The sequence below is a fragment of the Streptomyces sp. NPDC085866 genome (genome assembly GCF_044541035.1).
Lineage (GTDB): Bacteria > Actinomycetota > Actinomycetes > Streptomycetales > Streptomycetaceae > Streptomyces.
In genome coordinates, this window is sequence record NZ_JBITSQ010000006.1 from 241,135 (window position 1) to 260,143 (window position 19,009).

A 19,009-nucleotide genomic window follows, 5' to 3' on the forward strand; every position below is an offset into this window, starting at 1 on the left:
GACGGACGCACGAGCGAGCCTGACAAGCGAATGTTGCGACGGGAGCTCCTCGCGGTGAGGAACAGGTTGCCGGAGGATGTCGTACGGGAGGCGGGCGACACGCTGGCCGAGCGCGCCCTTGAGCTGCCCGAACTGGCGCGTGCGCGCACGGTGGCGGCGTACGTCTCCGTCGGGAGCGAGCCCGGCACGCTCGCCCTGCTGGACGCGCTGCGCGCGCGGGGCGTACGCGTCCTGCTCCCCGCGCTCCTGCCCGACAACGACCTGGACTGGGGCGAGTACGCCGGTCCGGGCTCCCTCGCGCGGATCCAACATGGCGGAAAAATGGCCCTGTTCGAGCCCTCCGGCGAGCGCCTCGGCCCGGACGCCGTGATCGCGGCGGACGTCGTCCTGCTGCCCGGGCTCGCGGTGGACGCGCGCGGGATGCGCCTGGGGCGCGGCGGAGGGTCGTACGACCGGGTGCTCGCGCGTCTGGAGCGGGCGGGCGCGCGCCCCGCGCTCGTGGTGCTCCTGTACGACACGGAAGTCGTCGCACGCGTGCCGGAGGAGGCGCACGATCAGCCGGTGCACGCGGTGGTGACTCCGTCGGGTGTGCGCCGCTTCACGGACGCCTGACCGGGCGAGGCCCCTGGTCCGGATACGGGACGGGCCCCCTCCACGCGCGCGTGGAGGGGGCCCGTCCGGTCGGTCTGCCGTCAGCCGATCACGGCTTGAGGACGAGTGTGTCGCTCGTGCTCGCGTCGACCGCCTTGTCCGAGAACGACCAGGGCAGCAGCTCGCCCTTGACCCACTTGCTGGTCTGGTCGGTGTAGTGGGCGCTGTAGGCGTGTCCGGAGGCTCCGGTCAGGTTGATCCACTTGGACTTGTCGAGGTCCTTGAGGTTGACCACCATGCGCATCGACGGCACCCAGACGACGCCGTAGCCGCCGGCGGCGTTCCAGCCGGTCGCGTTGACGGTGGCCTCGCCGCCGCTGAGCTTCCAGGGACCGCGGTTGAGGACGTACTGGAGGAACTCGGGGCCCTCGGTGCCGAGCGTCTGGTTCTTCAGGAACAGGCGGTGCAGCCGGCCCCAGCTCCAGGTGTCGATGTCCTTGCCGAGCTTGGCGGTCAGCTCCCAGCGGGCGTCGGTCATCGCGCGGGCGAAGAGCTGGTCCCGGTTGTTCGCCTCCGGACGGGTGCCCGACTTGGGCGTCTTCCACCAGTCGCTGTCCGGCTTGTCCATCAGCGTGCGCACGACCTCGAACCAGCGGTCGCCGCCGTCCGGCTGCGCCTGGTCGGCGTCGCGCTGGCCGCACTCGCGGACCTTCGTGTCGTCGTCCACCGGGCCGGTGCTGTCGATCTTGTCGACCCACAGGCACTGGCCCTTGACGCGCAGCTCCTTGGGGAGCTTGTTGCCGAAGGCGAGCTTGAGGATGTTGCGCCACACGGAGTTGAAGTAGGCGGCCGCCGCGGAGTCGGCGTCCTGGGTGTAGTCCCAGCCCTCCAGCAGCTTCTGCGCCTCCCGGACGTTCTTGTCGTCGAGGTTGATCTTCAGCAGCTTGGGCACCAGCAGCTTGGCGATCTCGCTGCTGTTGTCCAGCTGCATCTGGCGCATGTCGTCGGTGGAGATCTTGCCCGTGCCCTTGATCTTGGACTCGATCAGGTCGGTGATGCGCTGGCTGCGGGCGCCGTAGCCCCAGTCGGTGGTGAGCGTGTACGGGTACTTGTCCTTGTCGACCACGGCCTGGTTGGCGGTGACGATGTAGCCCCGCGCGGGGTCGTACTCGTAGGGCAGCTCGTCCTGCTTGATGAAGCCGGTCCAGCGGTACTTCGAGTTCCAGCCCGGCGCCGGGATGGAGCCGTCGTCCACCGAGGAGCGGGTGGGGATCCTGCCGGGCAGGGTGTAGCCGATGTGGTTGTCCGTGCTGGCGTAGACCAGGTTCTGCGAGGGCACGTCGAACAGGGCGGCGGCGGAGCGGAAGTCGCTCCAGTTCGCCGCCTTGTCGAGGGCGAACACGGCGTCCATGGAGGTGCCCGGGTCGAGCGCCGTCCACCTCAGGGCGATGCCGTAGCCGTCACCGCGGTCGGGCGCGGCCGTGTTGACGGCGGCCTTCCTGCCGACCTGGACGAGTTCGTCGTCGCGGTCGGACAGCAGCGGCATCCCGTCGGCGGTCTGGCGCACGACGATGGTCTTGGACTTGCCGCCGGCGACCTTGATGGTCTCCTCGCGGCTCTTGAAGGGCCTGACCTTGCCGTCGTACAGATAGCCGTTGCCGCTGAGCTTCTCCAGGTACAGGTCGGTGACGTCGACCCCGGAGTTGGTCATGCCCCAGGCGATGTCCGCGTTGTGGCCGATTATCACGCCGGGCATACCGGCGAAGGTGTAGCCGGTCACGTCGTACTGGCACTTGCTGGAGACGGTGCGGCAGTGCAGGCCCATCTGGTACCAGACGGACGGCAGCGACGCAGACAGGTGCGGGTCGTTGGCGAGCAGTGGCTTACCGGTGATGGTGTACTTCCCGGCGACGACCCAGGAGTTGGAGCCGATGCCCTGACCGTTCACGCCGACCGCGGTGGGCACGTCGTCCAGGACCTTGTAGAGGCCCGCCAGCTGGCTCGTGAGGGCCGAACCGGCCGTGGACGAGGTGGAGGAGCCGGTCGTACCGGTCGCGCCCTGAGAGCCGTTCGTGGCACCGCCCTGCTGGAAGGTCTTGGCCACGTCGCTGTACTGGCCCTCCTGCACGATCGGCTTGTTGCGGCTGTAGGGGTACTCCGGGTACAGGTCCTCGATCTGCTGCGGGCCGAGACGGCTGGTCATCAGGGCGCGGTCGATCTCGTCCTGCATGTTGCCGCGCAGGTCCCAGGCCATCGCCTTCAGCCAGGAGACGGAGTCGACCGGGGTCCACTTCGCCGGCTCGTAGTCGTTGGTGAAGCCCAGGGCCGCGTACTCCAGGGAGATGTCCTTGCCGTCCTTGCCCTGGAGGTAGGCGTTGACGCCCTTGGCGTACGCGTCGAGGTACTTCTTCGTGGAGTCCGACAGCTTGGTGTCGTACTCCTCCTTGGCGATCCGGTCCCAGCCGAGGGTGCGCAGGAACTCGTCGTTCTTGACCTGCCCCTTGCCGAACATCTCCGACAGGCGCCCGGAGGTCATGTGCCGGCGCACGTCCATCTCGTAGAACCGGTCCTGCGCCTGGACGAAGCCCTGCGCCATGAAGAGGTCCTCGTCGGACGAGGCGTAGATCTGCGGGATGCCGTTCCCGTCCCGCTTGACGTCGACGGGCCCCGACAGGCCCTGGAGCGTGATCGTTCCCGTGGTCTGCGGGAAGGAGGCGCGGACGGTGCTGATCGACCAGTACGCCCCGTAGGCGACGCCTCCGATGATGGCCAGGACGAGCACCAGCACGATAAGTCGGGCTTTGCGCCCCTTCTTCCTGCCGGACTTGCCGGGCTTGTCACCCGTTGTGGCGGTGGTGTTGGGGGGCATCGCTGTCCTTGCTGTCCTAACGCGAGCGGCAGGTCGGGCTGTGACTTTGAATGAGCGCTGGAGCAACCATAGGCGCAGGGCCCCGAGCCGCTTGACGCGGAGTCGGGAACCGGCGCGCACGGACGTTCGATCTTGCCCTGGCGAGTGTCAAGAAAGCGTCAAGAGTTAGGTAAGGTAACGAAGTACTTGGGTGCGGTGCGCCGCAGCCTCGGGTCTTGTGTACGCGAGCTCACGCGCCCCCCGCGCGAGCCAAGGAAGGGAACCGCTGCTGACTGTTCACCACCTCGACCAGCTCCTGCTCGTCTGCTCCCTGGTCCTCCTGGTCGCCGTCGCGGCCGTCCGGATCTCCTCACGCAGCGGGCTCCCCAGCCTGCTCGTCTACCTGGGGATCGGCATCCTCATGGGCCAGGACGGCATCGGGAACATCCACTTCAACAACGCCGAGCTGACCCAGGTCATCGGGTACGCGGCCCTGGTCGTGATCCTCGCCGAGGGTGGTCTGGGCACGAAGTGGAAGGAGATCCGGCCGATCCTGGGGTCCGCCTCCATGCTGGCGCTGGTGGGGGTCGCGATCAGCGTCGGCGCGACCGCGGCGGGCGCGCACTATCTGGTCGGGCTGGACTGGCGGCAGGCGCTCATCATCGGCGCGGTGGTCTCCTCGACGGACGCGGCGGCGGTCTTCTCGGTCCTGCGCAGGATCCCCCTCCCCGCGCGCGTGGCGGGCACGCTGGAGGCGGAGTCCGGCTTCAACGACGCCCCGGTGGTCATCCTGGTCGTCGCCTTCTCCACAGCCGGCCCGGTCGAGCACTGGTACGTCCTGGTGAGCGAGATAGCGCTGGAACTGGCCATCGGCGCGGCCGTGGGTCTCACGGTGGGCTGGCTCGGGGCCTGGACCCTCAAGCGCGTCGCCCTGCCCGCCTCCGGCCTCTACCCGATCGCCGTGCTGGCGATCGCCGTCACGGCCTATGCCGCCGGCGCACTGGATCACGGCAGCGGCTTCCTCGCCGTCTACCTGGCGTCGATGGTGCTGGGCAACGCCAAGCTCCCGCACTGGCCCGCCACGCGCGGCTTCGCCGAGGGGCTCGGCTGGATCGCCCAGATCGGCATGTTCGTCCTGCTCGGCCTGCTCGTCACCCCGCACGAGCTGGGCGACGACATCTGGCCGGCCCTCGTCATCGGGCTCGCGCTGACCATGGTGGCCCGTCCACTGAGCGTCGTACTCAGCCTGGCCCCGTTCCGGGTGCCGTGGCGGGAGCAGGCGCTGATGTCCTGGGCGGGACTGCGCGGCGCCGTGCCCATCATCCTGGCGACGATCCCCATGGTGAACGGCGTCGCGGGCAGCCAGCGGATCTTCAACATCGTCTTCGTGCTGGTCGTCGTCTACACCCTCGTGCAGGGGCCGACCCTGCCCTGGCTGGCGGGCAGGCTGCGCCTCGGCGAGCCGGGCGAGGCGTCCGACCTCGGCATCGAGTCGGCACCCCTGGAGCGGCTGCGCGGGCATCTGCTGTCCGTCTCGATCCCCGACGGCTCCCGGATGCACGGCGTCGAGGTCAACGAGCTGCGGTTGCCGCCCGGCGCCGCCGTCACCCTCGTCGTCCGGGATGGAAAATCGTTTGTTCCTCTGCCCACGACGGTGCTGCGGCACGGGGACGAACTCCTCGTGGTCGCCACCGACCCCGTGCGCGACGCGGCGGAACGGCGCCTGCGCGCGGTCGCCCACGGCGGCAAGCTGGCCGGCTGGCTGGGCACGGACGGGGCGGGCAGCTCGCGTTAAGGGGGCGTTTCGTACGGTTCACACGTCCGGTAATCACAGGTGACCGTCCCGGTGGTGCTCATTTTCACAGGTGGGCGAGGCAGCGCCCCCTGTACGATGAAGGCGCACCCTGATCGAACCAACTCTGCCTGACGCAGAGCTGGCGCGACCGTATGGCGGCCGGGCCACCCCCACCCACAGTGGGCGCCGGTATCTACCGCAGTCCGCGCAAGAGGACAGCTCTCGGCGCCCGGGCCCGCAACGGGGCCCGCGCTACCAGGCGGCAGAAAGGCACGGCCGTGGGATCCACGGTCACCACCACCGCACCGGAGACGATCTCGCCGGCCCCTTCCCGCCCCGGATACGGACAGCTGCTGCGCACCCGCGGCGCCTGGACGTTCCTGCTCCCCGGCTTCGCGGCGCGCCAGCCGTTCGCGATGCTCACCATCTCCATCGTGCTGCTCGTGCAGCACACCACCGGCTCGTACGGCGCCGCGGGCGCCGCCGCAGCCGCCACCGGTGTCTCCATGGCGCTGTTCGCGCCGTACAGCGGCCGCCTCGCCGACCGTTACGGGCAGCGCGCCGTCCTGATCCCGGGTGTCCTGGTGCACGCGCTGTCGGGCCTGACGCTGACGGCGCTGGCGCTGACACACGCGCCCCTGTGGGCGCTGTTCGTGGCGGCCGTGCCGACCGGCGCCTCGGTCCCGCAGGTCGGCCCCATGGTGCGTGCGCGCTGGGGCGTGAAGCTCCAGGGCTCGCCCCTGATGACCACCGCGGCGGCCTTCGAGTCCGTCACGGACGAGCTGACCTTCGTCTTCGGGCCTCTGCTGGCGACCGCGCTGTGCACCGCCGTCACCCCTTCCGCGGGCCTGGTGACCGAGGCCGCGCTGACGCTCGTCGGCGGTCTGCTGTTCGCCGCGCAGAAGAGCACGCAGCCGCCGGTGTTCGGCGAGAGCGGGCACGCACGCGAGCAGCACGCCTCCGCCCTGCGCGTCCCGGGCGTCCGGGTGCTGGTCGTGACCTTCCTGGGCATCGGGTCGGTCTTCGGCGGCATGCAGGTGTCGCTGGCGGCGTTCACCGAGTCGATCGGCGAGCCCGGCCTCAACGGTGTCCTCTACGGCACCTTCGCCGCGGGCAACATGCTCTCCGGCATCGTCTGCGGCGCGATCGCCTGGAAGGCCGCCCCGCAGCGACGCCTGGTCCTCGGCTATGCCGCGCTCGCGCTGACCGCGTCCGCGCTGTGGACGGCGCACTCGGTGCCACTGCTGGCCGGCCTCGGCCTGCTGGTCGGCATGTGCATCGCCCCGGCCCTGATCACCGGCTACACGCTGGTCGAGGGCCTGGTGCCGGCCGAGGCCCGCACCGAGGCGTTCACCTGGCTGACCGGCGCCGTCGCGCTCGGCCAGGCGGCCGCCGTCACGGTCGCCGGACAGCTGGAGGACCGCCTGTGGGGCGGTGCCGGTTTCCTGGTGCCGATGGCCGGCACCGTGCTCGCGCTGGCCACCCTGGTCGCCCTGCGTTCGCGGCTGATCGCCCGGATCCAGACCCGCACGGTCGCACGTGGCGTCGGTCACCGCGTGCCGGTGACGGTGGACTGATCCCCGGGAATACGTCACTATGGACCGTCGTTAGCACTCATTGAGTGAGAGTGCCAGGAGGAAGACAGTGCCGACCTACCAGTACCAGTGCACCGAGTGCGGCGAGGGCCTCGAGGCGGTTCAGAAGTTCACCGATGACGCCCTGACCGAGTGCCCCAACTGCGGTGGCCGCCTGAAGAAGGTGTTCTCCGCGGTCGGCATCGTCTTCAAGGGCTCCGGCTTCTACCGCAACGACTCCCGCGGCTCCACGTCGAGCAGCAGCCCGGCGACGAAGTCGTCCGGCTCCTCGTCGTCGTCCGACTCGAAGTCGTCCTCGTCGGCGTCTTCGTCCTCTTCGTCGTCCTCTTCGTCCTCGTCTTCGTCGGGCTCCTCGAGCAGCAGCTCCGCGGCCTGAGATCTCATTCGCCGGGCCCTGCCGTCGCGAGACGACAGGGCCTCAGGTGTACCCGGGCACCGGCTCCCCCGCCTTTTCGCAGCCAGCTAGTGTGCTCGTCATGGCGAACGCAGAGATCGGTGTAATCGGCGGGTCGGGCTTCTACTCGTTCCTCGACGACGTGACCGAGGTCCAGGTGGACACCCCCTACGGGCAGCCCAGCGACTCCCTCTTCCTCGGCGAGATCGCCGGCCGACGGGTCGCGTTCCTGCCCCGGCACGGCCGCGGCCACCACCTGCCACCGCACCGGATCAACTACCGCGCCAACCTCTGGGCCCTGCGCTCGGTAGGCGTCCGGCAGGTCCTCGGCCCGTGCGCGGTCGGCGGGCTGCGCCCCGAGTACGGCCCCGGCACCCTGCTCGTACCGGACCAGCTGGTGGACCGTACGAAGGCCAGGGTCCAGACGTACTTCGACGGGTTGCCGCTGCCCGACGGCTCGGTGCCCAACGTGGTGCACGTGTCCATGGCCGACCCCTACTGCCCCGCCGGCCGGGCCGCCGCATTGAAGGCGGCGCACGGACGGGACTGGGAGCCGGTGGACGGCGGCACGCTCGTCGTGGTCGAGGGGCCGCGCTTCTCGACCCGCGCCGAATCGTTGTGGCACCAGGCGCAGGGCTGGTCGGTGGTGGGCATGACCGGCCACCCCGAGGCGGCGCTCGCCCGTGAACTGGAGCTCTGCTACACGTCGCTGACCCTGGTCACCGACCTGGACGCCGGTGCCGAGACCGGCGAGGGGGTCTCCCACGAGGAGGTGCTGCAGGTGTTCGCGGCCAACGTGGACCGGTTGCGGGGCGTGCTGTTCGACGCGGTGGCGGCACTGCCGGAGACCGGGGCGCGGGACTGCCTCTGCAAGAACGCGCTCGGCGGGATGGATCCGGGCTTCGAACTGCCGTAGCGGGAGGAACGGGGCGACGCGAGGGACGGGGCGACGCGAGGGACGGGGCGACGCGAGGGACGGGGCGACGCGAGGGACGGGGCGACGCGAGGGACGGGGCGACGCGAGGGACGGATCGAGCGGAAGTCCCCGTTCGGGTGGGCGAGTTGTCCACAACCGGTCGGTAGTCCACCGGCTCCGGCGGGCTTCGGCGCGAGGCGTCATCGTGGCAGGGCAAGCCGAAATCCCCTCGTCGCAGGCGGTGATCCCCATGCCCTTGACCTCGTCGTCCCCCAGTCCGTCCGCGCCTCCCCTCCGCCTCCCGCGCCCCCTCGGCACCGACGCCCCGGCGACCTGCGAGGTCCCGCCCTTCACCCCGGTGCGCGTGCACGGCGGGCGGTATCAGCTGCAACGGCTCGTTCGGCATCGCAGGCGGGCTCTCGCGGCCGGCCTCGCCGTGACCGCGGCCGCGCTCGTGGCGGCGGGGCCACGGACCGCGACCGAACCCCACCGCACCGAACGGGTCCGCGGGCATCCGGTCGCGGAACCCCCACGACGGCACGGAGGGGTGGACATGGTGACGGCGCCGGTGCGGATCTCGGACGCCGCCACCGTCCGGCTGCTCCGGCCCAGTGACCGCGTCGACGTCATCGCGGCCGAGGACCCGTCGGCCGGAGGCGGTGCCCGGGTGCTGGCGCGGGGGGTGCGGGTGACGCGGGTGCCGGAGCCGCTGGAGGGTGCGTCCGAGAGCGGGGCGCTGGTCGTGCTGTCGGTGCCCCGCAGCACGGCGGCGCGGCTCGTGGGCGCGAGCGCCACCGCACGGCTGGCGGTGACGTTGTGCTGAGCCACGTCGACCGATGTCTCTGCGGCCCGCCGTCAAGTCGTTCGATCGAGCTGCGGAATTGGACACAACGGCCGCACCGTGCCGTAGGTTGCGGAGCGTTTCGTTCCACACCCTGTGCACGTGAGGAGAGTCCCCGAGGTGAACGCGAAGAAGGAACCGAGCATATGGCAGGGCTTCAAGGCCTTCCTGATGCGCGGCAACGTCGTCGATCTGGCGGTCGCGGTGGTCATCGGCGCCGCCTTCACCAACATCGTCAACTCGGTGGTGAAGGGGCTCATCAACCCGCTGGTGGGCGCGATCGGCACGCAGAACCTGGACCACTACAGCTCGTGCCTGAGCAGCAGCTGCAAGGGCGACCAGGGCATCCATCTGATGTGGGGCTCGGTCCTCGGCGCGACGCTGAGCTTCGTGATCACCGCGGCCGTCGTGTACTTCCTGATGGTCCTGCCGATGGCGAAGTACCTGGCCCGGGTGGAGGCCCGCCGGAAGGCGAGGGAAGGCACGCACGAGATCATCGAGGTGACCGAGCTGGAGGTCCTCAAGGAGATCCGCGACGCGCTGGTCGCCCAGCGCGTGTCGGTGCACGACGAGCGCTAGCGGCGCTCCCGCGGGCGGCTCAGAGGTGGTGGGGCGGCTTCTCGTCGAGGAAGCGCTTCAGATCGGCGGCACTGTCGCCGTCCGGGCGCTCGCCCCACCCGCGGTCGGTGTCGTCCGAGGACTGCTGGCTCAACGGGTCGTCGAAGATCAGCGCGGGCTTCGGGTCGCGCGGCTCGGGTTCGCGGGCAGTGCTCATGCCCCAAGGGTACGGCCCCGGCCCGGGCGGCCCCGCGAAGCCTCTGACCTGGAGATTCCTCCCGGACTTGGGACCCCCGCACGCTTGTGAATCACTTCACAAGATTTTGTCGCGGTTTTCTGCTGTCCTGGGAGGCATGACGTCCAGTTCCGCTCCGGCGCCCGCCTCGGGTGCGCACAAGTCCCAAGGGCCCCTGCGGCGGCTCACCGCGCGCAGGCGCGACGAGGCGCACCGGGTCTCCTCCCCTCTGGAGCTCTTCTTCGACCTGTGTTTCGTGGTGGCCATCGCACAGGCGGGCGTGCAACTCGTGCACGCCGTGGCCGCGGGGCACGCGGGCAGCGGGATCCTGAACTACGCGATGGTGTTCTTCGCCATCTGGTGGGCCTGGATGAACTTCACCTGGTTCGCCTCGGCGTACGACAACGACGACGCGCTCTACCGGGTGGTCACCCTGGTCCAGATCGCCGGTGTGCTGGTACTGGCGGCGGGCGTCTCCCGGGCCTTCGAGCACCACGACTACCTGGTCGTCTGGCTCGGCTACGTGATCATGCGGCTGGCGATGGTCGCGCAGTGGCTGAGAGCGGCGCGATCGGCCGAGGGGCCGGAGCGGAGCACTGCGCTCAGATACGCGTGCGGTGTGCTGTTGTGCCAGGTCGGCTGGCTGGGGCTGATCCTGCTGCCGGAGCCGGCCCGGCCCTGGGTGTTCCTGGTGATGGTGATCGCGGAGCTGTCCGTGCCCTTGTACGCGGAGAAGGCCCGTGTGACGTCCTGGCATCCGCACCACATCGCCGAGCGGTACGGCCTGTTCACGATCATCGTGCTCGGCGAGACGATCGCCGCGGCCACGGTCGCCGTGAAGTCGGCGCTGGACGAGCACGACGCGCTGGGCGAGCTGCTGCCGATCGCGGCGGGCGGCCTGCTGATCGTCTTCGCCGCGTGGTGGATCTACTTCGTGGTGCCCATCCACGGTCACCTGCGCTCCAGCAGGCAGGCCTTCCTCTGGGGCTACGGCCACTACCTGATCTTCGCCTCGGCCGCGGCGATCGGCGCCGGCCTGGAGGTGGCGGTGGAGCAGGCGGTCGGCAAGGCGCACATCTCGACGCTGTCCGCCTCGGCGGCCGTGACCCTGCCGACGGCGCTGTACCTGCTGACCGTGTGGGCGCTGCACTCGCGGCACTTCAAGGTCGGCATCAGCCAGCAGCTGGTGCTGCCGGTCACGGCGCTGCTGGTCGTCTGCTGCACCTTCCTGCGCGAGTGGGCGGTGCTCGCCGCGGGGCTCGTGTCCGCGGCCGCGGTGGTGGTCGGGGTGACGCTCACGACGCGCATGGTCGCCCGCGAGCGGCGCGCGAACGCGACGGCACCGGCCGCCTGAACCCCCGCGGACGCGCCCTGGAGCTGGGCCAGACTGGCCCCATGACAGTTGACGCATTGACGGATGTCGCCGGGCTGCGGGTGGGACACGCCACCCGCAGCGGGGACGGCCGGCTCACCGGTACCACGGTCGTCCTCGCGCCCGAGGGCGGCGCCGTCGCCGCCGTGGACGTGCGCGGAGGCGGTCCCGGCACCAAGGAGACCGACGCCCTCGACCCGCGCAACGTGGTGCAGAAGGTCGACGCCGTCGTGCTGACCGGAGGCAGCGCCTACGGGCTCGACGCCGCGTCCGGGGTGATGGCCTGGCTCGAGGAGCAGGGGCGTGGGGTGCGGGTCGGGCCGGACCCGCGGCACGTCGTGCCGGTGGTGCCGGCCGCGTGCGTCTTCGATCTGGGGCGCGGCGGGGACTTCCGCGCCCGGCCGGACGCGGCGACGGGGCGCGCGGCGGTGGAGGCGGCCGCCGCGAGCGCGCAGGGCGCGGCCGTGCACGAGGGGTGTGTGGGCGCCGGTACGGGCGCCGTGGCGGGGCAGCTCAAGGGCGGGGTGGGCACCGCGAGTGCCGTACTGGACTCGGGGATCACGGTGGCCGCCCTGGTGGTGGTGAACGCGGCGGGGTCGGTGCTGGATCCGGAAACGGGTGTCCTGTACGGGGAGTTGTTCCAGGGGCGCGTGCAGTATCCGGAGGAGCGCGTGCACGAGGCCGCGCGTCGGCGTCTCACCGAGGTGGCCTCGAAGAACGCGCCGCCGCCACTGAACACGACGCTCGCGGTGGTCGCGACCGACGCGGACCTCACCAAGGCACAGGCGCAGAAGATGGCGGGCACGGCGCACGACGGCATCGCACGCGCCGTGCGGCCGGTGCACCTGCTGCACGACGGCGACACGGTGTTCGCACTGGCGACCGGCACCCGCACGCTCGACAGCGCCGGCCCGTTGGCGCTCAACGACGTCCTCGCGGCCGCCGCCGACGTCGTGACGCGCGCGATCGTGCGCGCCGTGCGCGCCGCCGGGCCGGTCGACGGGCCGGGTGGAGTGTGGCCGTCGTACAGGGAGTTGTACGGGGAGCGATGAGCCCCGGCGGCCGTCGGGCCGCGGGTCGAGCCATGGAATGTCGCGGTTCTGTCACGTGATGACGTCAACGGGCTCCGGAGGGAACCTCCCCCGGACCCGGGTCCTCTTTCCTCACGCACTGGAACGGATCACGCACATCACACGAACATGGAGCAGCCCGTGACAACGCCGGACATTGCAGCGCGGCGCGTACTGGGGGCCTGTGCCGCCTTGGTGGTCGGCGCCCTGACCCTGACCGCCTGCGGTGGCAGCGCCAACGCCTCGAACGACGACGGCAAGGGGGGCAAGGACTCGCCCAAGACGTCGACGGCGAAGGTCGTGATCTCGGCCAAGGACGGTTCGACCGGCGCGTCGATCAACGCGACCGGCGTGAAGGTCAGCGGCGGCAAGCTGACGGACGTGAAGATGACCGTGGCCGGGTCGGGCCAGGCGGTGCAGGGGGCGATATCGGCGGACGGCAGCAGCTGGAAGCCGAAGGGACAGCTGGAGCGCGGCACGAAGTACGAGATCGACGCGACCGCGAAGGACGCGAGCGGGCGTACGGCGGCGGCCAACTCCATCTTCACCACCGTCAGCTCGGCCAACAGCTTCATCGGCACCTACACGCCGGACGACGGCTCGACGGTCGGTGTGGGCATGCCGGTGTCGTTCACCTTCGACAAGGCCATCACCGACAAGAAGGCCGTGCAGTCGCACATCACGGTCAACTCCAGCAGCGGTCAGCAGGTCGTCGGGCACTGGTTCGGGAACCAGCGGCTCGACTTCCGGCCGCAGGAGTACTGGAAGGCCGGCTCCAAGGTCACGATGAAGATCGACCTGGACGGGGTGCAGGGCGCGAGCGGCGTCTCCGGCGTACAGAAGAAGACGGTGTCCTTCACGGTCGGGCGCTCGCAGGTCTCCACGGTCGACGTCAACACGCAGACCATGACGGTGGTGCGGGACGGCAAGACGTTCAAGTCGGTGCCGATCTCCGCGGGCAGCCCGCAGCACACCACGTACAACGGGCAGATGGTCATCTCCGAGAAGTTCGTGCAGACCCGTATGAACGGCTCGACGGTCGGCTTCGGCGGGGAGTACGACATCTCCGACGTGCCGCACGCGATGCGTCTGACGACGTCCGGCACGTTCATCCACGGCAACTACTGGTACAACAAGGGCAACCCGCCGTTCGGCCGGGAGGGCACCAGCCACGGCTGCGTCGGTCTGGCGGACGTGCAGGGCGCGCAGGGTGACACGACGGCCAAGTGGTTCTACGACAACTCGCTCATCGGTGACGTCGTGATCGTGAAGAACTCCCCGGACAAGACGGTGGCCCCGGACAACGGTCTCAACGGCTGGAACATGTCGTGGAGCGCCTGGACCGCCGGAAGCGCCGCCTGACCGGCAGGTTCTGACGGTTCGTGAGGCCGCGCGGGAACTTCTCGCGCGGCCTTCGCGTTTTCCCGGCATACGTTTTCTCGGTTCCCGGACATGATGTCCGACCGAGGGGCTACGGTATGCACCCACAAGGTGACATGCAGCAACGCCGGGAGAAGCCTTGAGCGTTCCGTACGAGACGGCAGCGTACGAACCAGCCGAGTCGCCCGAGTCTCCGGAGGAGCATCTCGAGCGGCTCCTCGGCCGTGCCCTGAACTCCTTCGAGCTGCCCGACGAGGTCTTGCGGCGGCTCGACTGCGCCCTGGCGCAGGACAGTTCCCTGCACTCCGCCCACCACAGCGCGGGGCTGCACCGCGAGACGTACCGGCACACCTGGCTGCTCGCCGACGGCTCGGCGGTGACCCTGTGGGAGCTGGTCCACAACACCGTGCCGGGCGGCGACGCACAGCACGAGGTGTATGTCGACGAGGAGGAGCTGTACACCGCCACCGCCCGGCTCGCGCTGCCGCCGGACACTCCGGACTTCGAGCTGCCGGTGCTGATGCAGCTGTCGGCGATCCCCGAGCCCCGGCACGTGTACACGCCGGACGACTCGGCGGACCACGCGCGCCGGCTGCTGCGCCGCGCGGAGAACCCCGACCGTCCGGACGCGGAGACGGCGGCGCTGCTGGCGACGGCAGCCGCGCATCAGATCACCCAGGCGTTCGGGCGGCCCGGACGGACCGGCCGCGCGGGCCTGAGCTTCGCGCTGTACGAGCACGCGTTCCTGCTGCCGGACGGCCGGGAGGTCTCCCTGTGGGAGGTCGAGCACACGGCGACGCCCGACGGCCGGCACATGTGCGAGGTCTATACGTCGCAGGACGCGGCCCGGGAGGCCATGGAACGGCGCGCGGCGCGGCAGGCCTAGGGCCTGTCGGCGGCCTCGGTGCCCGCTTCCGTCAGCGGCTTCCGAGTCGTCGTACCAGGCCCGCGAAGGCGTCCTGTTCCGCCGCGCTCAGTTCGACGTACTCCTGCGGCGGAGGACCGAAGCGCTGGTGCGGGAAGGCCGCCAGAACGGCCTCGACGCGGGCGCGGCGCATGATGCGCGTCACCGCGACGGCCCAGACGACGCCCGCCAGCGTGAGGACGGTCACGCCGATCACTTGAAGAGTCGAGACTTGCTCAGGCATGCCGTCCAGTAGACACCACGGTCCGGGACTTTGGCCCCGGACCGTGACGTATCTCGCAGGTGGCGTGAACAACTCACAGCTCACCAAAGGGACAAGAGGTGGCGGTACCCCGTCAGGCGGCGACGGGCTGCTTCGCCTCCTTCGGCGTCGTGGCCGGGTTCGCGGCGGGGTCCGTGGCCGTGGGCTCCGGGGCCTGCTTGCGCATGCCCTTGAGGAGGACGACCAGGGCCGCGCTGACGCACACGCCGACCGCGATGGCGATCAGGTAGAGGAACGGGTTGCCGATCAGCGGGACCACGAAGATGCCGCCGTGCGGGGCGCGCAGGGTGGCGCCGAAGCCCATCGACAGGGCGCCGGTGATCGCGCCGCCCACCATGGCGGACGGGATCACCCGCAGCGGGTCCGCAGCGGCGAACGGGATCGCGCCCTCGGAGATGAAGGAGGCGCCCAGCACCCAGGCGGCCTTGCCGTTCTCGCGCTCGGTCTGGGTGAAGAGCTTGCCGCGCACCGTCGTGGCCAGGGCCATCGCCAGCGGCGGGACCATGCCGGCCGCCATCACCGCGGCCATGATCTTCATCGCGGAGTCGCTCGGGCTGGCGACCGCGATGCCCGCCGTGGCGAAGGTGTAGGCCACCTTGTTGACCGGGCCGCCCAGGTCGAAGCACATCATCAGGCCGAGCAGGGCGCCGAGCAGGACGGCGTTGGTGCCGGTGAGGCCGCCCAGCCAGTCGGTCAGGCCCTTCTGGGCGGTCGCGATGGGCTTGCCGATGACGACGAACATCAGGAACCCGACGATCGCCGAGGAGATCAGCGGGATCACCACCACCGGCATGATGCCGCGCAACGCCGCAGGGATGTTGATCTTCTGGATCGCCATCACCACGCCACCGGCGATCAGACCGGCCGCCAGACCGCCGAGGAAGCCGGCGTTGATGGTGAGGGCGATCGAGCCGCCTACGAAGCCGGGGACGAGACCGGGCCGGTCCGCCATGCCATAGGCGATGTAGCCGGCCAGGACCGGGACGAGGAAGCCGAAGGACACCACGCCGATCTGGAAGAGCAGCGCGCCCCAGCTGCCCGTCTGGGTCCACACGAAGTGCTCCATGACCGACGGCGCCTTGTTGACCTTCCAGCCGCCGATCGCGAAGCCGAGGGCGATGAGCAGACCGCCGGCCGCGACGAACGGGACCATGTAGCTGACGCCGGACATCAGCCACTTGCGGAGCTTGGTGCCGTAGCCCTCGGTGGAGTCGCCCGCGCGCTCGACCGGCGTTCCCGCAGCGGCGCCCGCGGTGACCTCGCCGCGCTCGGCCTTGCCGCGCACCTCGGAGATCAGCTCGGCGGGGCGGTTGATGCCCGCCTTCACACCGACGTCGACCGTCGGCTTGCCCGCGAAGCGGTCCTTGTCGCGTACGGGGACGTCGTGCGCGAAGATCACGCCGTCCGCCGCCGCGATCACCGCCGGGTCGAGCCGGGTGAAGCCGGCCGAGCCCTGTGTCTCGACGACGACCTCGACGCCCGCCTCGTGGCCCGCGTTCTCCAGGGACTCGGCCGCCATGTAGGTGTGGGCGATACCGGTCGGGCAGGAGGTGACCGCGACGATACGGAAGGGGCGTTCGCCCGTTCCCGTGGCGCCCGGCGCCGGGGCGGAGCCACTCTCGGTGGCCGCACCCGGCGCCGGGGCCGTGCTGCCCGCTGCGGCGCCGGCGGAGGCCGCCACCGGCGTCGCAGCGGAGTCTTCGGAGGCGTCCTCGGACGCCGGTGCAGCGGCGGACGCGCTGTCCGCGGTCGCCGGTGCCTCGTCCCCGCGGATCAGCGCCGCCGCCGTCCCCACGTCGCCCGCCGACCGCAGCGCGTCCGTGAACTCGGTGTTCATCAGCTGCCGGGCCAGGGCGGAGAGGATCGTCAGGTGGGCGTCGTCGGCGCCGGCCGGGGCCGCGATCAGGAAGATCAGGTCGGCCGGGCCGTCCGGGGCGCCGAAGTCGATCCCTGCGGCACTGCGGCCGAAGGCGAGCGTCGGCTCGGTGACATGGGCGCTGCGGCAGTGCGGGATGCCGATGCCGCCGTCGAGGCCGGTCGGCATCTGGGCCTCACGGGCGGCCACGTCGGCGAGGAAGCCCTCCAGGTCGGTCACCCGGCCCTGGGCCACCATGCGCTCGGCGAGGGCACGCGCCGCCGCTTCCTTGGTGTCGGCGGACAGGTCGAGGTCGACCAGGTCCGCGGTGATCATGTCGCTCATCGCGGGCTCCTATGCACGCGTATCGCCCGGGGGTGAGGTGGGCGGAGGTGGGGACGGGGGTGCTGTGGGGGGGGAGGCGGCGGGGTGGGCGGCGGAGGCGGGGCCGGGGAGAGCCCGCCTCCTGGGGGTGGCAGGGCGGATCGGGGTGTCCTGCCGGCCCGCCGAGGCGGCGGGTAACGGGGAGTCCCGCCGCTTCAGGGCCGGTGGCCGGAGCGGCGCCGACGCCAGGGCCGACATGATCGGCATGGCCGTACGGGGCCTGCGGACGTTCATGACACCGGCTCCGTCAGTTCGCGGTCGACCGGGATGTCGGCCGTGACCGTCACCGCGGCCGGGTCCAGGTCGGCGGGGGTAGGCATCACGCTGCCGGGGAGCTGGACGGCGGCGGCGCCGTGGGCGACGGCGGAGGCGAGGGCCTCCGGGCCGCGGCCGCCGGCGATCAGGAAGCCGGCGAGGGAGGAGTCGCCGGCGCCCACGTTGCTGCGTACGGCGTCCACGTGCGCGCTGCCGAACCAGGCGCCCGCGTCGTCCACGAGCAACTGCCCGTCGGCGCCCAGGCTCGCGAGTACGGCGCGTGCGCCCATCTCGCGCAGCTCCTCGGCCGCCTTCACCGCGTCCCCCACCGTCGCCAGGGGGCGCCCGACGGCTTCCGCCAGCTCCTCGGCGTTCGGCTTCACCACGTCGGGCCGGGCGCGCAGCGCCTCCAGGAGCGCGCGCCCCGAGGTGTCGAGGGCGATGCGCGCCCCGCCGGCGTGCGCCCGCGTGACGACGTCGGCGTACCAGGAGGGTGCGAGCCCCCGGGGCAGGCTCCCGCAGCACGCGATCCAGTCCGCGTCGCGGGACTGCTCGCGGACGGTGTCCAGGAGCAGCTCCTGTTCGGCCGGGGACAGGTCGGGGCCGGGTGCGTTGATCTTCGTGAGCACCCCGTCCGCCTCCGCGAGCGCGATGTTCGAGCGGGTGGCTCCGGCGACCGGGACCGGCGCGACCTCGATGCCCTGCGCGTCGAGCAGATCGGCGACGAGCGTGCCCGGCGCACCGCCCAGGGGCAGTACCGCGACCGTACGCCGTCCGGCGGCCGCAACCGCGCGCGAGACGTTCACGCCCTTGCCGCCGGGGTCCATACGCTCGGTCTCGGCCCGGATGACCTCGCCGCGCTTCAGTTTCTGGACCTCGTAGGTGCGGTCGAGGGACGGGTTGGGGGTGACGGTGAGGATCATGCGCGCACTACTTCCGTGCCGCCGCGCTCGATCACGGCGGCGTCTTCGGGGCTCAGCCCGCTGTCGGTGATCAGCAGGTCCACGTCGCTCAGGTCGCCGAAGCGGGCGAAGTGCTCCTGGCCGTGCTTGGAGGAGTCGGCGAGGAGGACGACACGGCGGGCGGCGGCGACGGCCGCCCGCTTGACCGCGGCCTCGGCGAGGTCCGGGGTGGTCAGACCGTGCTCGGCGGAGAAGCCGTTGGCGGCGACGAACAGGACGTCGGCGCGGATCTCGCCGTACGCGCGCAGTGCCCAGGCGTCCACGGCGGCGCGTGTGCGGTGCCGGACGCGGCCTCCGACCAGGTGGAGCTGGATGCCCGGGTGGTCGGCGAGGCGGGCGGCGATCGGCAGGCTGTGCGTGACGACGGTGAGGGAGGCCTCCAGCGGGATGGCCGCGGCCATGCGCGCCACCGTCGTGCCGGCGTCGAGGACCATCGTGCCCTCGACGGGCAGTTCGGCGAGGGCCGCCTTGGCGATGCGGTCCTTCTCGTCGGCGGCGGTGGACTCGCGCTCGGCGAGGTCCGGCTCGAAGTCGAGGCGGCCGACCGGGATGGCACCGCCGTGCACCCGCCGGACGAGACCCGCTCGGTCGAGGGCCTTCAGGTCACGGCGGATCGTCTCCGCCGTGACCTGGAACTCCTCGGCCAGCGACAGCACGTCCACCCGGCCGCCGTCACGGGCGATCCGGAGGATCTCCTGCTGCCGCTCCGGTGCGTACATGTCCGTTGCCCTCCGACTCATGCCCGAACGTGTGGTTTAACTGCGAGAGTAC

General features: G+C 71.1%; 17 protein-coding genes. 11 read left to right on the forward strand and 6 right to left on the reverse strand.

Going from position 1 to position 19,009, the window contains the following annotated elements; all coding sequences use genetic code 11:
• Positions 1-30: 30 nt before the first annotated feature.
• The gene (locus ACIF83_RS16785; RefSeq protein ID WP_393471855.1) at positions 31-612 is read left to right on the forward strand and encodes a 5-formyltetrahydrofolate cyclo-ligase; all 582 of its coding nucleotides are present in this window, start codon (positions 31-33) and stop codon (positions 610-612) included.
• An 88-nt stretch (positions 613-700) separates the two neighbouring features.
• Here the strand turns inward: ACIF83_RS16785 and ACIF83_RS16790 are convergent, their stop codons facing one another.
• A complete protein-coding gene (locus ACIF83_RS16790; protein WP_393471858.1) occupies positions 701-3,460 on the reverse strand; it encodes a penicillin acylase family protein in 2,760 nt (919 codons plus the stop codon).
• Positions 3,461-3,677: 217 nt separating this feature from the next.
• Here ACIF83_RS16790 and ACIF83_RS16795 point away from each other — a divergent pair, with 217 nt between their 5' ends.
• The 6 genes from ACIF83_RS16795 (at position 3,678) to mscL (ending at position 9,559) form a co-directional block, all read left to right on the forward strand.
• A complete protein-coding gene (locus ACIF83_RS16795; RefSeq protein ID WP_399727481.1) occupies positions 3,678-5,234 on the forward strand; it encodes a potassium/proton antiporter in 1,557 nt (518 codons plus the stop codon).
• A gap of 278 nt (positions 5,235-5,512) precedes the next feature.
• Positions 5,513-6,811, forward strand: coding sequence for an MFS transporter (locus ACIF83_RS16800; protein ID WP_399727484.1), 1,299 nt, complete (start codon positions 5,513-5,515; stop codon positions 6,809-6,811).
• Positions 6,812-6,878: 67 nt separating this feature from the next.
• On the forward strand, positions 6,879-7,205 hold the full coding sequence (locus ACIF83_RS16805; RefSeq protein WP_398139372.1) for an FmdB family zinc ribbon protein: 327 nt from the start codon (positions 6,879-6,881) through the stop codon (positions 7,203-7,205).
• Between the two features lie 100 nt (positions 7,206-7,305).
• Positions 7,306-8,139 carry an S-methyl-5'-thioadenosine phosphorylase gene (locus tag ACIF83_RS16810; protein WP_393471868.1) on the forward strand — a complete coding sequence of 278 codons (834 nt, stop codon included), beginning with the start codon at positions 7,306-7,308 and terminating at the stop codon, positions 8,137-8,139.
• A gap of 250 nt (positions 8,140-8,389) precedes the next feature.
• A complete protein-coding gene (locus ACIF83_RS16815) occupies positions 8,390-8,962 on the forward strand; it encodes a hypothetical protein (protein WP_399727488.1) in 573 nt (190 codons plus the stop codon).
• Positions 8,963-9,100: 138 nt separating this feature from the next.
• Positions 9,101-9,559, forward strand: a complete 459-nt coding sequence (gene mscL / locus ACIF83_RS16820) for a large conductance mechanosensitive channel protein MscL (RefSeq protein WP_393472700.1) — start codon at positions 9,101-9,103, stop codon at positions 9,557-9,559.
• 19 nt (positions 9,560-9,578) lie between these two features.
• Here mscL and ACIF83_RS16825 read toward each other — a convergent pair whose 3' ends face one another.
• A complete protein-coding gene (locus ACIF83_RS16825; RefSeq protein ID WP_393471873.1) occupies positions 9,579-9,755 on the reverse strand; it encodes a hypothetical protein in 177 nt (58 codons plus the stop codon).
• A gap of 136 nt (positions 9,756-9,891) precedes the next feature.
• Between ACIF83_RS16825 and ACIF83_RS16830 the strand changes: the two genes are divergently transcribed.
• The 4 genes from ACIF83_RS16830 to ACIF83_RS16845 all read left to right on the forward strand — a co-directional run bounded on the left by ACIF83_RS16830 (position 9,892) and on the right by ACIF83_RS16845 (position 14,481).
• Entirely contained in the window at positions 9,892-11,127 is a 1,236-nt protein-coding gene (locus ACIF83_RS16830; protein WP_399727492.1) for a low temperature requirement protein A, read from the forward strand.
• A gap of 41 nt (positions 11,128-11,168) precedes the next feature.
• Complete coding sequence (locus ACIF83_RS16835; RefSeq protein ID WP_399727495.1) at positions 11,169-12,197, forward strand: P1 family peptidase; 1,029 nt, start codon at positions 11,169-11,171, stop codon at positions 12,195-12,197.
• Between the two features lie 159 nt (positions 12,198-12,356).
• Positions 12,357-13,577: an Ig-like domain-containing protein gene (locus ACIF83_RS16840; protein WP_398139367.1), complete on the forward strand. Its 1,221-nt coding sequence runs from the start codon at positions 12,357-12,359 to the stop codon at positions 13,575-13,577.
• Positions 13,578-13,734: 157 nt separating this feature from the next.
• Entirely contained in the window at positions 13,735-14,481 is a 747-nt protein-coding gene (locus ACIF83_RS16845; RefSeq protein ID WP_393471881.1) for a DUF6227 family protein, read from the forward strand.
• A gap of 31 nt (positions 14,482-14,512) precedes the next feature.
• On the opposite strand, the gene ACIF83_RS16850 is transcribed toward ACIF83_RS16845, so the two are convergent.
• From ACIF83_RS16850 to ACIF83_RS16865, 4 genes are all read right to left on the reverse strand, one after another.
• Positions 14,513-14,743 (reverse strand): hypothetical protein, encoded by a 231-nt coding sequence (locus ACIF83_RS16850; RefSeq protein ID WP_393471883.1) that lies wholly within the window; start codon positions 14,741-14,743, stop codon positions 14,513-14,515.
• Between the two features lie 112 nt (positions 14,744-14,855).
• Positions 14,856-16,982 carry a fructose-specific PTS transporter subunit EIIC gene (locus ACIF83_RS16855; protein WP_399727498.1) on the reverse strand — a complete coding sequence of 709 codons (2,127 nt, stop codon included), beginning with the start codon at positions 16,980-16,982 and terminating at the stop codon, positions 14,856-14,858.
• A 269-nt stretch (positions 16,983-17,251) separates the two neighbouring features.
• Entirely contained in the window at positions 17,252-18,199 is a 948-nt protein-coding gene (pfkB, locus tag ACIF83_RS16860; RefSeq protein WP_399727501.1) for a 1-phosphofructokinase, read from the reverse strand.
• Positions 18,196-18,957 carry a DeoR/GlpR family DNA-binding transcription regulator gene (locus ACIF83_RS16865; RefSeq protein WP_389176155.1) on the reverse strand — a complete coding sequence of 254 codons (762 nt, stop codon included), beginning with the start codon at positions 18,955-18,957 and terminating at the stop codon, positions 18,196-18,198. The genes pfkB and ACIF83_RS16865 overlap by 4 nt, the downstream gene beginning before the upstream one ends.
• Positions 18,958-19,009 lie beyond the last annotated feature (52 nt).

What these genes read in the sequence shown, in the direction of transcription:
- ACIF83_RS16785 (WP_393471855.1), top strand. Translation starts at nt 31, where the DNA reads ATGTTGCGACGGGAGCTCCTCGCGGTGAGGAACAGGTTGCCGGAGGAT.
- ACIF83_RS16790 (WP_393471858.1), bottom strand. Translation starts at nt 3,460, where the DNA reads ATGCCCCCCAACACCACCGCCACAACGGGTGACAAGCCCGGCAAGTCC.
- ACIF83_RS16810 (WP_393471868.1), top strand. Translation starts at nt 7,306, where the DNA reads ATGGCGAACGCAGAGATCGGTGTAATCGGCGGGTCGGGCTTCTACTCG.
- ACIF83_RS16815 (WP_399727488.1), top strand. Translation starts at nt 8,390, where the DNA reads ATGCCCTTGACCTCGTCGTCCCCCAGTCCGTCCGCGCCTCCCCTCCGC.
- ACIF83_RS16825 (WP_393471873.1), bottom strand. Translation starts at nt 9,755, where the DNA reads ATGAGCACTGCCCGCGAACCCGAGCCGCGCGACCCGAAGCCCGCGCTG.
- ACIF83_RS16830 (WP_399727492.1), top strand. Translation starts at nt 9,892, where the DNA reads ATGACGTCCAGTTCCGCTCCGGCGCCCGCCTCGGGTGCGCACAAGTCC.
- ACIF83_RS16835 (WP_399727495.1), top strand. Translation starts at nt 11,169, where the DNA reads ATGACAGTTGACGCATTGACGGATGTCGCCGGGCTGCGGGTGGGACAC.
- ACIF83_RS16850 (WP_393471883.1), bottom strand. Translation starts at nt 14,743, where the DNA reads ATGCCTGAGCAAGTCTCGACTCTTCAAGTGATCGGCGTGACCGTCCTC.
- ACIF83_RS16855 (WP_399727498.1), bottom strand. Translation starts at nt 16,982, where the DNA reads ATGAGCGACATGATCACCGCGGACCTGGTCGACCTCGACCTGTCCGCC.
- pfkB (WP_399727501.1), bottom strand. Translation starts at nt 18,199, where the DNA reads ATGATCCTCACCGTCACCCCCAACCCGTCCCTCGACCGCACCTACGAG.
- ACIF83_RS16865 (WP_389176155.1), bottom strand. Translation starts at nt 18,957, where the DNA reads ATGTACGCACCGGAGCGGCAGCAGGAGATCCTCCGGATCGCCCGTGAC.